The organism is Parendozoicomonas callyspongiae (assembly GCF_023502345.1).
GTDB lineage: Bacteria > Pseudomonadota > Gammaproteobacteria > Pseudomonadales > Endozoicomonadaceae > Sansalvadorimonas > Sansalvadorimonas callyspongiae.
Map to the genome: position 1 here is coordinate 1 of NZ_JAMFLX010000017.1, position 13,525 is coordinate 13,525.

Genomic DNA, 13,525 nt, shown 5'->3' on the forward strand with positions numbered 1-13,525 from the left:
GCTGGAACGGCTGTTTTTAAGATGGTTTTTCTACAGATTCGTTATGCATCTTCTACTTAAAGAACCACGTGAAATCATGTCCATGATAATAATACTTGAGTAATTGCATTCCAACGAGGCTATGTGCTTCTTTGTAATATCGGTCTGGATTATAAGCATCATCAAGAGATTCACTCTTTGGCTTTTGATGAAGGTCTATAAGCCAAGGTCTCTTTAAAGCTCCTCTCAAAAAAACATCTTTAGAATGCTCTGACACAAAAAAACAACTATTTTCACCTTCCCAATAAACTCCTTCATCAGGTTTCAATAAATAATTGTAGTGAGGTGAAATATGTGCTAACTGTTCTGAAAGGTATTTGAAATTACATTCTGCCTCACCACTTAAAATATAATCAAAAAGCTTTTTGGCCTTTTCTGTAGACCATTTCCATGATTTACTTTTATCGAAGTAAGGGATTTCAGAGAAAAAAGATCTATGTTTCATTAAACGATGTTTATCGATGTCGGATAGTTTTTCTACAACGTCACCATCTATAGAGATAAGTGGTAGTGTTATTGAAAGCTTGGGCTGAGTAAAAATACCGTGACGGGCTAATATATAAGGTGGCTTAGATAACCACTGATTATCAATGTCTGAATAAAATAAATAATTAACACCGCATTTTTCTAAGCGCTTAGCTAATTTCATTTTTCTTTCAGAAATTGCTTTCTCTATACAAAAAGTTATAACCTTACTAATACTTTGAGATACAACAACTCTTATAGAATCCATAAACTCAACGCACATAGATTTAGCATGTTTCTCTAATTCGACGATGAATTTAAGTTGCAATTCAGTTTCGAAACTAACAAGTAAAATGTTGTTATGAATCTCAAATTCAGCCTTCATCTCATCAATTTGATTCTTTGTTAGGTTCATCTCTGAAAACACTATGAGTAGTGGGATATCATGCTTGCTAAGGTCAGTTGCTTCTCCCAATATTCTTTCAACATAATTAATTCCTGCGAGTTTTTTTGGATTATTAGAGCCATTAAATATAGTTGTACCATACAATCCAACCCATGTGTGAAATACTGGGCAGGGTGGGCATAATCTCAAATCCATAGCAATCGCTTTATCTAAGGAGTCAACACCTGAAAACATCAGGCTATCTGCCATATTTTTCCAAGATTCTTCATCAATGGAATCAAAAAAAACAGGATCAAATTTAGAAATTAGAGCTTTTGCTATGCCAGCGTAGTAACTATTGTCTTTTTTGGTGGAAACCGAAGAAGTGCATCTTGATTTTAATTTCTTTTGATAAGATTCATGCTCTATTTTCTGTGGCGCATTAGGAAGATGTTTTTGTTCATTGCTCCTATTTCTTGATGGACTGTCCAATCCTATTTCAGAATAGGGTTGGAGATATTCATCTAGAGGTTGGGCTGATCTTGAAAATGGTTGCATATCCTTACTCCTTACTCCTTAGTTGGTTGTAACCTTTATTCGTTCAAACTTATTGATAACAGGTGTGTAAGGATGCCTAACGAATAAGGATAGATTGCGCGCAAATGATGTAGCAATTATTGGTATAGGTATATTCCAAAAAATTGGGGCCGAAGGCCCTTAAAAACGTCCTTTAAGGAAGCTGGTCTCTGTCATACAGAGTAAGTAACTGTTTTGCCCTGAGGGGGTGATATTTCTCCAGCAGGGCAAATAGTGTGGCCGCGGTCATAATGTCTGGCTCACCATCTATCTGCCAGGGGAGGAAGTGAGTCTGAAAGGCAACGATAACATCTGTTGTCTGCTCATCCATTTCGCCGGTCTGTTTAACCCGGTATCCGTATTCACTCAGTGCAATCTGAATTAACTCCACAGAAGGCGGGTTTTCTGCAAAGTTATGCCAGTAGCGGGTAACTGTCTCATTGTCATACCAGGCACCAATACCTTCCTTGTACAGGTGATACCAGGGAAAGCGGGGGCCAGGGTCCAGTTTGCGTGATGGTGCAATATCTGAATGACCAATAATATTTTTGGCAGTGATCTCCGGATATTTTTTTTGGATCTTTTTAATCAGGGCAATTAACAAACTGATCTGTTCCGGATCAAAATCAGGGTAGAAACAGTAGTGGTTTGAGTAATCGAGCCTGGAGGCATAGTCTCGTGAAAACAACTCCTCCGGGCTTTGGTGGCAGTCCGGAACATTCACCAGCTCAATGCCTATGGACAGATCATTCAGATTTTCCTGGCCATCCCAGTAACTTATACCGGCATGCCAGGCGCGGAAAGACTCATCGACCAGCTGGAATATCTTTAGCTTCTTATCGTAGGTTTCATCATGATTTTCCGGAATCAGGTAATGAGAACTGACGCTGCGTTTTCCTTTTACCAGATAGTTCATTGACTTTTCGAAGTTTCCACCCGTGAAATGGAGAACAAGATAACGAACTCTGTTGTTGTAGTTCTGACTTGGGGTGTACTGAATTGGCAGGGATGAACAGCCGGTAAGAAAAGTGATTAGCCCAGCTACCAGAAAGTGTTTAATAGTTATTCTTTTCATGGAACGAAAAAACACGTTCTTCTCCCTGAGAACATTTTTCTTATTGATACTCAGCTTATCAGAATAGATTGCTGAAAAAGAATATGAGGGATGTGGGAAGTGTCTGATGCAGCAATTATTCAGGTAGAGCTGCACCATTCAGAGGAAAGAAATCAGAAGCCTTCGTCAGTATGAGCCGAACATCCCAGGCAACGCACAAAAGTTGCTTTGAATGGGTCGTAAACCAGAGTCTCGGCTGACTGCTTCACATTGCCTCCGAAAATGGAGAATGGAGAGCTGACCACAAATACCGCTGTACCGACGAGAGTGGTTGCAAGCATCAGCGGTCTGGCCAGTACCAGATCACCCGTCATGGCAAACAGGCTGGGGTTTTCCTTTCTGACCTGAGAGTCAGATCCCCAGGCCGGGGTAATGGATAAAGTGGCTGCGGTAGCGAGGGCCAGCGCTAATGAGCGGAGCTTGTTATGTCCGGTGTTGTTTCCGGTAATCATCTCTATTCTGCCTCCCTGCATTCTTAGAGTACCTTCAACAAATATATCAGCTCATATCAGACTTGCTTGAGTTCTCCGCTCAGGAAGCTGTTTGCAGCAGGGGTTCCAGAGGTTGATCAGCCCTGCTTTTAGCCTTCACCGATTTGCGCTCTACCAGACTGGATTTCAGTGTTCTGATAGCCGGGGCAATTGATGGATTCTCAATACGGTTCAGCAGGGTTTCAGCGGCCAGCTGGCCGAGACGGGCCTTGGGCTGGTGCATTGTGGTCAAAGGTGGAGATGTGTAGGAAGCCAGCTCGATATCATCGTATCCGATAACGGAAATATCTTCCGAAACCTTATGCCTGAGGCTCTGAATGGCGCAGATCGCACCCATAGCCATCAGGTCATTACCGGCTAGGCATCTCTCCATTGCCTTCTTTAACGCCCTTCATGAGCTGTTTGGTGGCCTGGTATCCACTTTCAGCATTCAGTTCACCCTGAATCACCCAGGAAGGGGTTACTCTCAGGCCTGCCTCTTTCATGGCGCGATGATAGCCGGCAAAACGGCCATTACTGGGAGAAAGGTGCTGTGGGCCACTAATGCAGGCAATATCGGCAAAACCCTGATCAATCAGGTAACGGGTGGCTTCATAACCACCGGCTTCAGGATCTTCCATAATGATGTCGGCTTTTATGCCGGGGGACTGGCAATCCAGGATGACCATCGGGCTTTCACTGCAGTCCTGCAGCAACTGGAAAAACTCAGGTTCACTGTGGGCTGTCATGATTAACAGACCATCAACCCGCTTTTCTTCCAGGGTTTTCAGGTTTTCAATTTTCTTTTCGGTATCGTCACCGGAGTTGCTAAGAATCAGATGGTAGCCCCGCTCGTTACAGGTCGCTTCAACGCCATGAATAACCTCCGCAAAGAACGGGTTGGTATTGGAGGACGTCAGCATACCTATGGTGCGGGTGCGATTGGTCTTCAGGCTGCGGGCTACAGCACTGGGCTTATAGCCGAGCTGCTTAATAGTGGCATGTACTCTCTCTGTCGCTGCATGGCTGACAAAGCGGGTGCCGTTAATTACATGGGAAACTGTGGAGATAGAGACATCAGTCAGCTTCGCCACGGTCCAGAGTGATTACAGGGATTTCAGCACGGTTGGCTGCGCGAACAGAATTACCGGCTGCATCGGAGTCTGCAGGGTTGATCAGGATAGCGCTGACGCCTTTAACGGTCAGGTCTTCAACGTTGGTCATTTCACGGGCAGAGTCGTTCTGGGAGTCGAGAATGGTCAGGGTAGATGTTAAGATGAGCATCGTCGAGGGCCTGGACTCCGGGGAATTCCTTTTGGCCTGAGAATAACAGTGGCTTCGCGCATGCGGGCATCAACGATGAAGAAGCAATTTTAAAAGGCAATTTGATGTTTGAGCCTCTTCACTTCTGGCATTCAGGGCAGTAGCAGGAAGCCCGGTTACTGAGCTTGATCTCTTTTATCGTTGTTCCACATGTTTTGCAGGGTTCACCGGAACGGCCATACATGGTCAGTTCAATTGCGAAGTATCCTGGTTTACCGTCTCCCCCCACAAAATCCTTCAGTGTTGTTCCCCCAACTGTAATCGCTCTTTCAAGAACCTTTTTGATAGCTTGTGCCAGCTTGTCGTATCGCTGACGTGAGATTTTGCCACAGTGAATGTCTGGTCTTATGCCAGCCATAAACAGCGCTTCGCTGGCATAGATATTCCCAACCCCCACCACATTGTGATTATCCATAATGAAAGTTTTCACAGCCTGTCTGCGACTACGCGAACGCTGGTAAAGTCGATCACCGGAAAACTCTTCGGATAATGGCTCAGGGCCAAGTTCAGCCAGAACCTTGTGATTATTAGGATCTCCTTCAGCCCATAGAAGAGCTCCAAACCGTCTTGGGTCAGTCAAACGCAGCAGCTTGCCGTTAGCGAAAACAATATCCACATGGTCGTGTTTTTCTGCGGGTGTTGAAGCCGGAAGAATTCTCATGGACCCGGACATACCCAGATGACCGATCAATGTGCCGTTGGGAAATGTCAGCAACAGGTACTTTGCCCGCCGGGTTACATCCAGCAGTTCCTTATCTTTCAGAAGTTGTGGCAGATCGTCTCTGACCGGCCAGCGCAGCTTTGGCTGACGAACAATAACATCAGCGATTTTCTGGTTTTTGATATGTGGTGAAATACCACGACGGGTTGTTTCAACTTCTGGTAGTTCAGGCATTGTTCTATTTACTGATCTCTGAGCAAGACAACCCTACCAGACAATCTTTCTCCTGTCGGTTATTGGTCTACATTGATTCACTTCTTCTGAGAGGGGCTGCCGGTGAAGACTGTTGAGAAATATCTGGATCGCATTGGTTTCCATGGAAGAGTTGAAGATACCCTTGAGACCTTTCAGCAGCTCCATCGTGCCCACCTTCATACGATTCCTTACGAAAATATTGAAATTCGCCTGGGCAGGAAAGTCTCTCTGGACACTGATGATGGAAAGATCGTTGTAAACGGAAGAGGTGGTTACTGCTATGAGTTAAACAGTCTCTTTGCCTGGCTTTTGCGGCAGATTGGTTTTGAGGTTCAACTTCTTTCTGCACGCCTTCTCTCTTTTTACTCTGACGGAAACCCGGGGCCTGAGTATGAGCACCTTGTTCTAAAGTTTAAAGCCGGAGATAACTGGTGGCTGGCAGATGTCGGGCATGGTGAGGTTTTTGAAATGCCAATGCCTTTGATGTCAGGTATTGAACAGAGTGAACCACTGGGTGATATGTGTCTTTTACAAACAGTGATTCAAACAACTCCCTGTTGGCGTAATTAGCGAAGCGTATATGCCTGCTATTGCTGGAATCGATGCTAAGAGCACCTTCTGTTTCTGAGTCTTGGGAAATATCAATGCCGAGTCTGGCTGAATCAAACTCAACAATCTCTGGGTTAACAAGTATCGCTGCTGCCGGTGTGTCCCATAAACTCCATATATGAGTACCATCAGTTTTCTTCCAGCCATCAATGGTCGTGGCTGAAAAGTCAGTAATGGGGTTCTTCTGGGCGCGAAGAGTTGCTGTCAGCTGATCATTTTGACGCTATCCGCATCAAAAACAAAAATGCCACACCTTTTGGGAGTGGCACTGCAATATTGAAATGAAATATTACTTAAAGCACTTGATGCCAGCAGCTTTACGGATTTTATCCAGGAATGGAGCCGCTTCAGCACGAGCTTTTTCAGCACCTTTTTGCAACTCAGCTTCCAGGTAAGCCGGGTCATTCATAATTTCGTTATAACGCTCACGAGCCGGTGCAATTTCAGTATTCACCAGTTCAAACAGGCGCTTCTTGGCTTCACCCCAGGCAATACCGTTTTCAAACTCACGGCGCATTTCTTCGGTTTGCTCCGGTGTTGCAAAGGCCTTCCAGATCTGGAATACCGCTGAGGTATCAGGGTCTTTAGGTTCACCTGGTTCCAGCAGGTTGGTCAGGATCTTGTTGATATGCTTCTTCAGCTGCTTTTCGGTCAGGAACAGCGGAATAGTGTTGTCATAGCTCTTGCTCATCTTGCGACCGTCAAGACCCTGCAATACAGCACTGCCATCATTAGCATCAGCTACCACTGCTTCAGGCAGTGTAAACAGCTTTTTGTTATAGATATGGTTGAAGCGGCCAGCAATATCACGCGCCATCTCGATATGCTGAATCTGGTCACGGCCAACAGGAACCTTGTTGGCATTAAACATCAGGATATCGGCAGCCATTAATACCGGATAGCTGAACAGACCCATGGTCACTTCGAAATCCGGGTCAGCACCATTGGCTACGTTCGCATCAACGGAAGCCTTGTAAGCATGAGCTCGGTTCATCAAACCTTTGGCGCAGACGCAGTTAAGCATCCAGGTCAGTTCTGGAATTTCAGGAATATCAGACTGACGGTAAAAAATCGTCTTGTCAGTATCAAGGCCCAAAGCCAGCCAGGTCGCAGCGATTTCCCGGGTGGATTGGTGAACCCGCTCAGGGTCCCAGCACTTGATCAGTGCGTGATAGTCGGCAAGAAAGTAGTAGGAGCGGACGTTTTCGTCCTTGCTGGCCTCAATTGCCGGGCGAATTGCGCCGACATAGTTCCCCAAATGCGGGGTACCGGATGTAGTAATACCGGTAAGTGTTCTAATTTTGCTCATAATCTTTCAATCTTGGGTATTGCTGCGAGCGAGCATTATACGACCGTAATGCAAAAGCCCCCAAGTCAAATGTGCAATGTTCCTGGATATTGCTGGTTATACTATTTATTAATACTCGAATAACAAATTAAAGGTGTCAGGAAGACACTTAAATAAGAGCAGGGCAGCACATTGAACAGCAGAGCTTGGGTTTATTTTTTAAGTGTCTACATCTGGCTGGTGGGTTATGGATCTGCACAGGCAGCCAACTTTGAAGATTTTTCCTTCTATGAAACCGTTGAAGTTCATACTGATGCTGGTGGTTTGAATACCTGCCAGGACATCAGAAAGTACTCGCCTGAAACCCGAAGGCAGCTGATTGATCTGGTTAAGAGCGCCAATCAGTCAGGAAAGAAGTTGATTCTCACCGGTTCCAGTCACAGCATGGCAGGGCAGGTGGCCTGTCACAGGGATGCCACGCCTGGTGAGTATGTGCTGGTCACCCTGAACAGCATGCCAATCAAACATGAGCTGGACGGGCGATATATCACCATATCTGCTCAGGCGACCTGGAAAGATTTGATTGAGGTATTGAAAACGAACGACAGCATTGGCCCCGGTCTGGCTCCCAGCATTATGCAGGACTTCAATGTTTTCACGATTGCCGGAACCTTGTCTGCCAATGCCATGGGGCGAGATCCGAACTTTGGTCCGGTGATAGAGTCGGTTCAGTCATTCACATTGCTTAAGGCAGATGGAGAAGTCATCGAGTGTTCCCGGCAGAGAAACAAAAACTGCTTTGAGGCGGTTATTGGAGGTTATGGCGCATTCGGTGTCATTCTGGATGCCAAGGTAATGCTGGTTCCCGATGTGGCTATTCAATCTGTCAGGTTGAGGCTCAGTAATGATGATTATGCCGAGCACCTTATGTCTAATGTTGTTGGTGTGGAAGAGCTTGATAAGCATTACGGCACCATCGAAATAGAATATGGCCGGGTTTTTGTGACTGTTCAGGAATATTACAAGGTTTCAGAACAAGGACTGCCATTCTGGGCAGAAGATTTAAAACAAAGCGGTCGCCTGCCCCTGTCTGCAAATCAGACAACCCGACGGGAGTATTTGGATAACCACAGGTTCTCTTATAAGTGGGGAGGTTTGAATCAATCCAGCCAGTTATTAAGTGTGGCTATACCGCTGCAGAGATATGAAACCTTTTCCAACAGTATTCCCCAGCTGGTGACCAGCTTTCCAAGTCTGAAGTTCCATGAAATCACGACAAGGTTTATACCTGAGCAGATTTCACCAAACATGTTGCAGTTGATTACTCAGGACTCAATCGTTTTTGTCTTTATGATTGAAAACCGAAGGGTTGATCAGCCAAGCCTTGAGCTGTTCAAAAAGCGACTATACAAGCTGGCCCGAGGAACTGGCGGCAAGCCTGACCTTGCATTTGACCTGCCCAGAGATGCGGGCTGGGTTATGGACTCATACCCACGAGTTGGTGAGTGGCTGGCACTGAAGCGGGAGTTCGATCCCAGCCATACCTTCTACAGTAAATTCTTTCATAACTTCCAATTGAGAATGACCGGAGCACCTCGGAAATAGTGAATTAATTAGAACTCTTTTTTCGATAGTTGTTCATAAGATATTCAATTGCTACCTGAAGATTGACAATTAAGATAATTATCAATCGCCTGGGCAATTAATCGACAATCCTTCCTTTGATGCCAATCAAAACAGCAAGTTACGATTAGTTGCACGATAACAAAGATGAATATTGTGAGTGTTGTTTCTTTTTCGCTTGTGCTTGATTTGATTAGATTGAAAAAGGCGTAAGAAGTTAGGAGCCACGTCATCAGGACTTAATCTGGATCTTCTCTCTGGATTTTCAAAGCAGGCTATCTCGCGCTCTGCTGTTTACGGATAAACGCCCCACACATTTCTCGACACCAAGGGAATTCAAAAGAATGAAGCGTCACCCTCTGACCCGGCTGGCTGCTGCCTGTCTGTTGACTTCAGCTGTTATTGCTCCTCAAGCCATGGCTAAAGGCCGTCTGACCGTATACTGCAGCGCGACTAACGCTGCCTGTGAAGCCCAGACCAAGGCTTTCTCTGAAAAGTACGATGTAAAGACTTCTTTCGTACGTAACGGTTCCGGTTCCACTCTGGCCAAGATCGAAGCTGAGAAGAAGAACCCACGTGCTGACGTTTGGTATGGCGGTACTCTGGACCCCCATTCCCAGGCTGGTGAGATGAACCTGCTGACTCCTTACAAGTCTGGCAACCTGACTGAAATCCTGACCCAGTTCCAGGACCCTGCCAAGCGCAAGGGCAATTACTCCTCTGCTGTATACATGGGTATTCTGGGCTTTGGTGTGAACACTGAGCGCCTGGCCGAAAAGGGCCTGCCTGTACCTAAGTGCTGGTCTGACCTGACCAAGCCTGAGTACAAGGAAGAGATCCAGATTGCTGACCCTCAGAGCTCCGGTACTGCGTACACTGCACTGGCTACCTTCATGCAGCTGTGGGGTGAAGAGAAGGCATTCGATTACTTCCAGAAGCTGGATAAGAACATCTCCCAGTACACCAAGTCCGGTGTAACTCCTTCCCGTAACTCTGCCCGTGGCGAAATCGCTATCGGTATCGGCTTCCTGCATGACTACTCCCTGGAGCAGTCCAAGGGTGCACCTCTGGAGCTGATTTCCCCTTGCGAAGGTACCGGTTATGAGATTGGTGGCGTAAGTATCATCAAGGGTGCCCGTAACCTGGATAACGCCAAGCTGTTCGTAGACTTCGTACTGTCCAAAGAAGGTCAGGAAAACGCATGGAAGAAAGGTCAGTCCCTGCAGATCCTGACTAACACCACTGCCGAGCAGTCTCCTTACGCTCTGGACCCAACCAAGCTTTCCCTGATCAACTACGACATGGAAACCTATGGTTCTGCTGACGTGCGTAAGCGCCTGATCAGCAAGTGGGTTGATGAAGTGAAGATGCAGTAATCGTTCTGATTACTGGTCTTTCGGACAGCCAGACGGATTTTCATCCGCCTGGCTGTTTGCGTTATGAAATAAAGCTGATGTTTATATGACTACTCTTGCAAGCGCTGCTGACGGGCGAATATCGCAGCTATCACAAACGCGCGATCCCGTTTTTTACTGGCTGCTGTTAATGATCGGGGCCTTTGTACTGTTCCCGGTATTTGCTCTCGACTATGGCCTGATGGAATCCACTTCTGATGAGCTCTATGAGGCTATGGGGTGGAGCAGCCAGAATGTTTCCTGGCTCTGGTTTGGCCTGCCGCTGTTACTGTTTCTTCGTCCGCTGCATGCCCCAGCTCGGAAAAAGTGCCGGGATGCAAAATCACGACACTGGTTTGATATTGGCTGGGCCGGATTCTGCGTACTGTTTATTGTGATCAGCGCATGGGTTCAGGGAACCGGTCTGGGTTACGGCTGCATTCTGCTGCTGTTGGGATTGGGAGCCATTGCCACGCTGGGCTTTTCCCGCCTTGAATTCCTGGGCGGTGATATTTTTATTATCGGTGCCCTGATCTCCATTGTTACCCTGATCTCGACCTTTATTATTTTCCCCAGTGCATCCATTTTCGTGCCGATGTTTGAAGGGGATATGGGAGAGTTCGCCCCCTGGCAGTTCCTCGATATTCTTGGCCGCAGGCAGATTATCCAGATAATCAAGAACTCCATTCTGCTGGGAACAACCGTTGGTGCCAGTGCCACCTTCTTCGGCCTGCTGTTTGCGATCTACACCACACGAATTGCCAAGCGCTCTGCCTTTATTGCCCGCATCTTTTCCATTCTGCCCATCGTGACTCCGCCATTTGTGGTTGGCCTGGGTGTGACTTTGATGCTGGGTCGTTCCGGTTATATCACCGAGTTGATGGTTGATCTGTTTGGCCTGACCAAAACCAACTGGCTGTATGGTTTTCCGGGAATCTGGATGGCGCAGGTGCTGGCCTTTACGCCGATGTCTTTCATGATTCTTGATGGCGCGATGAAGTCACTGCATCCGTCTCTGGAAGAAGCTTCCTACACTCTGCGGGCTAACCGTTCCCAGACCTTTATGAAAGTGGTGATGCCACTGCTGAAACCGGCACTGGCAAACTCTTTCCTGATTGTGTTTGTGCAGTCTCTGGCCGACTTCAGTAACCCACTGGTTCTGGGCGGCAGCTTCGATGTTCTGGCAACCCAGATTTACTTCTATATCGCTGGTGCCCAGCTGGATTACGCCTCTGCCAGCACTCTGGGTGCAGTGCTGCTGATCTTCTCCCTGGCGATCTTTGTGATCCAGTATATGTGGATTGGTAAGCGTTCCTACGTCACTGTATCCGGTAAGGCTTATCGTGGAGATGTTCAGCCGCTGCCGTCTTTTGTGAGGACTGGTGTAACTGCATTCCTGTATTTCTGGATGGCCTTCACTCTGCTGCTGTACGGAAGCATTGTGTTCGGTAGCTTTACCGTGAACTGGGGCGTGGATTACAGCCTGACGCTGGATAACTACATTCGCCTGTTTGGTCTGGGTGTGACAGAGGGTGCCTGGCCGTCACTGATTTCCACCATGACTTACGCCGGTATTGCTGCGCCAATTACTGCCATCTTCGGTCTGTTGATTGCTTATATCGTTGTGCGCCAGCAGTTCCACGGTAAGAAGGTTATCGAGTTCGCCACCATGCTTTGCTTTGCCGTTCCCGGCACTGTGGCAGGTGTGTCTTACATTCTGGCCTTTAACGATGCGCCGATTTATCTGACTGGTACTGCAGCAATCGTGGTGATCTCCATGGTGATGCGAAATGTGCCGGTGGGTATTCGTTCCGGTATTGCCGGACTGGGGCAGCTGGATAAATCTCTGGATGAAGCTTCCCTCAGCCTTCGCGCCAGCTCCTTCGGCACCATTATCCATGTTCTGGTACCATTGCTGCGCCCCGCGATTCTCTCCTCCCTGGTGTACAGCTTTGTCCGCGCCATGACCACCGTGAGTGCAATTATCTTCCTGGTGACTCCGGAAACCCGGGTGGCAACTGCCTACATCCTGAACCGGGTGGAAGATGGAGAATACGGTATCGCCATTGCTTATGGCTCCATTCTGATTTTCGTGATGATGGCCATCATCCTGACTTTTGACCGGCTTGTTGGTGAAGCCAGAAATGCCCGTACCAAGGCGAAAGAAATATGAGCAAAGACAGTAAAAACAACTTTGTAGTACTGAAAAATATCTGCAAGCGATTTGGTCAAAACACTGTTATTGGTGATCTGGATTTGGAAATCGAGAAGGGCAGTCTGGTAACTCTGCTTGGTCCATCCGGCTGTGGTAAAACCACAGTTCTACGGATGGTTGCAGGTCTGGAAAAGCCAACCAGCGGACAGATCTTCATCGATGGTGAGGATGTCACAGACCGTTCCGTACAGCACCGGGATATCTGCATGGTGTTCCAGTCCTACGCCCTGTTCCCGCACATGTCTCTGTACGGCAATGTGGCTTATGGTTTGAAGAACCTGAAACTGCCGGCAGATGAGATCAGTCAGCGAGTGGATGATGCTCTGAAACTGGTCAACCTGGAAGGAATGGGTGACCGTTTTGTGGATCAGATCTCCGGTGGTCAGCAGCAGCGTGTAGCACTGGCCCGTGCCCTGGTTCTGAAACCCAAGGTGCTGCTGTTTGATGAACCACTGAGTAACTTGGATGCCAACCTGCGCCGCAGTATGCGGGAAACCATTCGTGACCTGCAGAAGCGCTTCAATATTACCTCTCTTTACGTAACTCACGACCAGGCTGAAGCCTTTGCGGTTTCCGATAAGGTCGTAGTTATGAAAGATGGCGATATTATGCAGCAGGGCGCTCCGTCCGAACTGTACCAGGTGCCGGACTCCCTGTTTATGGCCAACTTTATGGGCGATGCCAATATCTTTGATGGCCACTTTGATGGCGAAACCATCACCATCAATGGGGTACAGGTTAAAGCCAATCAGCGCACGGTTGAAAGCAAGGCATCCGGTCATTACCAGGTAGGTGTACGACCAGAAGCGATTACCCTGAGCCATGAAGGACAGCCCGAGCATATCTGCAAGGTCAACAAAGTCGTCTATATGGGCGCTATGTATGAAGTCTCAGTGACCTGGGGTGAGCATGAACTGCTGCTGCAGATTAACTCCACGGAATTTGATACGGATATTAAGGATCAGGCTTATTTGTCTGTGAATCCTGTCGGAGTGTTTTTGCTTGATCCGGTGGTGCTTTCTTCTAAGAAGGTGCAGCCAGAGCTAACTGCAGAAGTTGCCTAGTGGCATTCGGCAATACTGAGATTTCTCCGGTATTGCCTTTTTAT

13 protein-coding genes are annotated in these 13,525 nt (G+C 47.3%); 5 read left to right on the top strand and 8 right to left on the bottom strand.

The window, feature by feature from the left end:
* Positions 1–52 precede the first annotated feature (52 nt).
* From M3P05_RS12840 to mutM, 7 genes are all read right to left on the bottom strand, one after another.
* Entirely contained in the window at positions 53–1,447 is a 1,395-nt protein-coding gene (locus tag M3P05_RS12840; protein ID WP_249700103.1) for a hypothetical protein, read from the bottom strand.
* Positions 1,448–1,619: 172 nt separating this feature from the next.
* The gene (locus M3P05_RS12845) at positions 1,620–2,555 is read right to left on the bottom strand and encodes an N-acetylmuramoyl-L-alanine amidase (RefSeq protein ID WP_249700105.1); all 936 of its coding nucleotides are present in this window, start codon (positions 2,553–2,555) and stop codon (positions 1,620–1,622) included.
* Between the two features lie 137 nt (positions 2,556–2,692).
* Positions 2,693–3,031 (bottom strand): hypothetical protein, encoded by a 339-nt coding sequence (locus M3P05_RS12850; RefSeq protein WP_249700106.1) that lies wholly within the window; start codon positions 3,029–3,031, stop codon positions 2,693–2,695.
* A gap of 79 nt (positions 3,032–3,110) precedes the next feature.
* Positions 3,111–3,443 (bottom strand): substrate-binding domain-containing protein, encoded by a 333-nt coding sequence (locus M3P05_RS21020; protein WP_283777798.1) that lies wholly within the window; start codon positions 3,441–3,443, stop codon positions 3,111–3,113.
* Positions 3,421–4,143 carry a LacI family DNA-binding transcriptional regulator gene (locus M3P05_RS12855; RefSeq protein ID WP_332842013.1) on the bottom strand — a complete coding sequence of 241 codons (723 nt, stop codon included), beginning with the start codon at positions 4,141–4,143 and terminating at the stop codon, positions 3,421–3,423. The genes M3P05_RS21020 and M3P05_RS12855 overlap by 23 nt, the downstream gene beginning before the upstream one ends.
* Entirely contained in the window at positions 4,127–4,333 is a 207-nt protein-coding gene (locus M3P05_RS12860) for a substrate-binding domain-containing protein (RefSeq protein ID WP_249700107.1), read from the bottom strand. Before M3P05_RS12860 ends, M3P05_RS12855 begins: the two co-directional genes overlap by 17 nt.
* A 118-nt stretch (positions 4,334–4,451) precedes the next feature.
* Positions 4,452–5,267 carry a bifunctional DNA-formamidopyrimidine glycosylase/DNA-(apurinic or apyrimidinic site) lyase gene (mutM, locus tag M3P05_RS12865; protein ID WP_249700108.1) on the bottom strand — a complete coding sequence of 272 codons (816 nt, stop codon included), beginning with the start codon at positions 5,265–5,267 and terminating at the stop codon, positions 4,452–4,454.
* A gap of 102 nt (positions 5,268–5,369) precedes the next feature.
* Between mutM and M3P05_RS12870 the strand changes: the two genes are divergently transcribed.
* Complete coding sequence (locus M3P05_RS12870) at positions 5,370–5,858, top strand: arylamine N-acetyltransferase family protein (RefSeq protein ID WP_249700109.1); 489 nt, start codon at positions 5,370–5,372, stop codon at positions 5,856–5,858.
* 328 nt (positions 5,859–6,186) lie between these two features.
* Here M3P05_RS12870 and M3P05_RS12875 read toward each other — a convergent pair whose 3' ends face one another.
* Complete coding sequence (locus M3P05_RS12875) at positions 6,187–7,206, bottom strand: tryptophan--tRNA ligase (RefSeq protein ID WP_249700110.1); 1,020 nt, start codon at positions 7,204–7,206, stop codon at positions 6,187–6,189.
* A 171-nt stretch (positions 7,207–7,377) separates the two neighbouring features.
* Here M3P05_RS12875 and M3P05_RS12880 point away from each other — a divergent pair, with 171 nt between their 5' ends.
* The 4 genes from M3P05_RS12880 to fbpC all read left to right on the top strand — a co-directional run bounded on the left by M3P05_RS12880 (position 7,378) and on the right by fbpC (position 13,481).
* Positions 7,378–8,790, top strand: coding sequence for an FAD-binding protein (locus M3P05_RS12880; protein ID WP_249700111.1), 1,413 nt, complete (start codon positions 7,378–7,380; stop codon positions 8,788–8,790).
* Between the two features lie 362 nt (positions 8,791–9,152).
* Positions 9,153–10,184: an ABC transporter substrate-binding protein gene (locus M3P05_RS12885; RefSeq protein ID WP_249700112.1), complete on the top strand. Its 1,032-nt coding sequence runs from the start codon at positions 9,153–9,155 to the stop codon at positions 10,182–10,184.
* Positions 10,185–10,269: 85 nt separating this feature from the next.
* Positions 10,270–12,375, top strand: coding sequence for an ABC transporter permease (locus M3P05_RS12890; RefSeq protein ID WP_249700114.1), 2,106 nt, complete (start codon positions 10,270–10,272; stop codon positions 12,373–12,375).
* On the top strand, positions 12,372–13,481 hold the full coding sequence (gene fbpC, locus M3P05_RS12895) for a ferric ABC transporter ATP-binding protein (protein ID WP_249700115.1): 1,110 nt from the start codon (positions 12,372–12,374) through the stop codon (positions 13,479–13,481). The genes M3P05_RS12890 and fbpC overlap by 4 nt, the downstream gene beginning before the upstream one ends.
* Positions 13,482–13,525 lie beyond the last annotated feature (44 nt).

Coding starts and splice junctions, on each gene's coding strand:
- M3P05_RS12840 (WP_249700103.1), bottom strand. CDS start 1,447: ATGCAACCATTTTCAAGATCAGCCCAACCTCTAGATGAATATCTCCAA.
- M3P05_RS12850 (WP_249700106.1), bottom strand. CDS start 3,031: ATGATTACCGGAAACAACACCGGACATAACAAGCTCCGCTCATTAGCG.
- M3P05_RS21020 (WP_283777798.1), bottom strand. CDS start 3,443: ATGGAGAGATGCCTAGCCGGTAATGACCTGATGGCTATGGGTGCGATC.
- M3P05_RS12860 (WP_249700107.1), bottom strand. CDS start 4,333: ATGCTCATCTTAACATCTACCCTGACCATTCTCGACTCCCAGAACGAC.
- mutM (WP_249700108.1), bottom strand. CDS start 5,267: ATGCCTGAACTACCAGAAGTTGAAACAACCCGTCGTGGTATTTCACCA.
- M3P05_RS12875 (WP_249700110.1), bottom strand. CDS start 7,206: ATGAGCAAAATTAGAACACTTACCGGTATTACTACATCCGGTACCCCG.
- M3P05_RS12885 (WP_249700112.1), top strand. CDS start 9,153: ATGAAGCGTCACCCTCTGACCCGGCTGGCTGCTGCCTGTCTGTTGACT.
- M3P05_RS12890 (WP_249700114.1), top strand. CDS start 10,270: ATGACTACTCTTGCAAGCGCTGCTGACGGGCGAATATCGCAGCTATCA.
- fbpC (WP_249700115.1), top strand. CDS start 12,372: ATGAGCAAAGACAGTAAAAACAACTTTGTAGTACTGAAAAATATCTGC.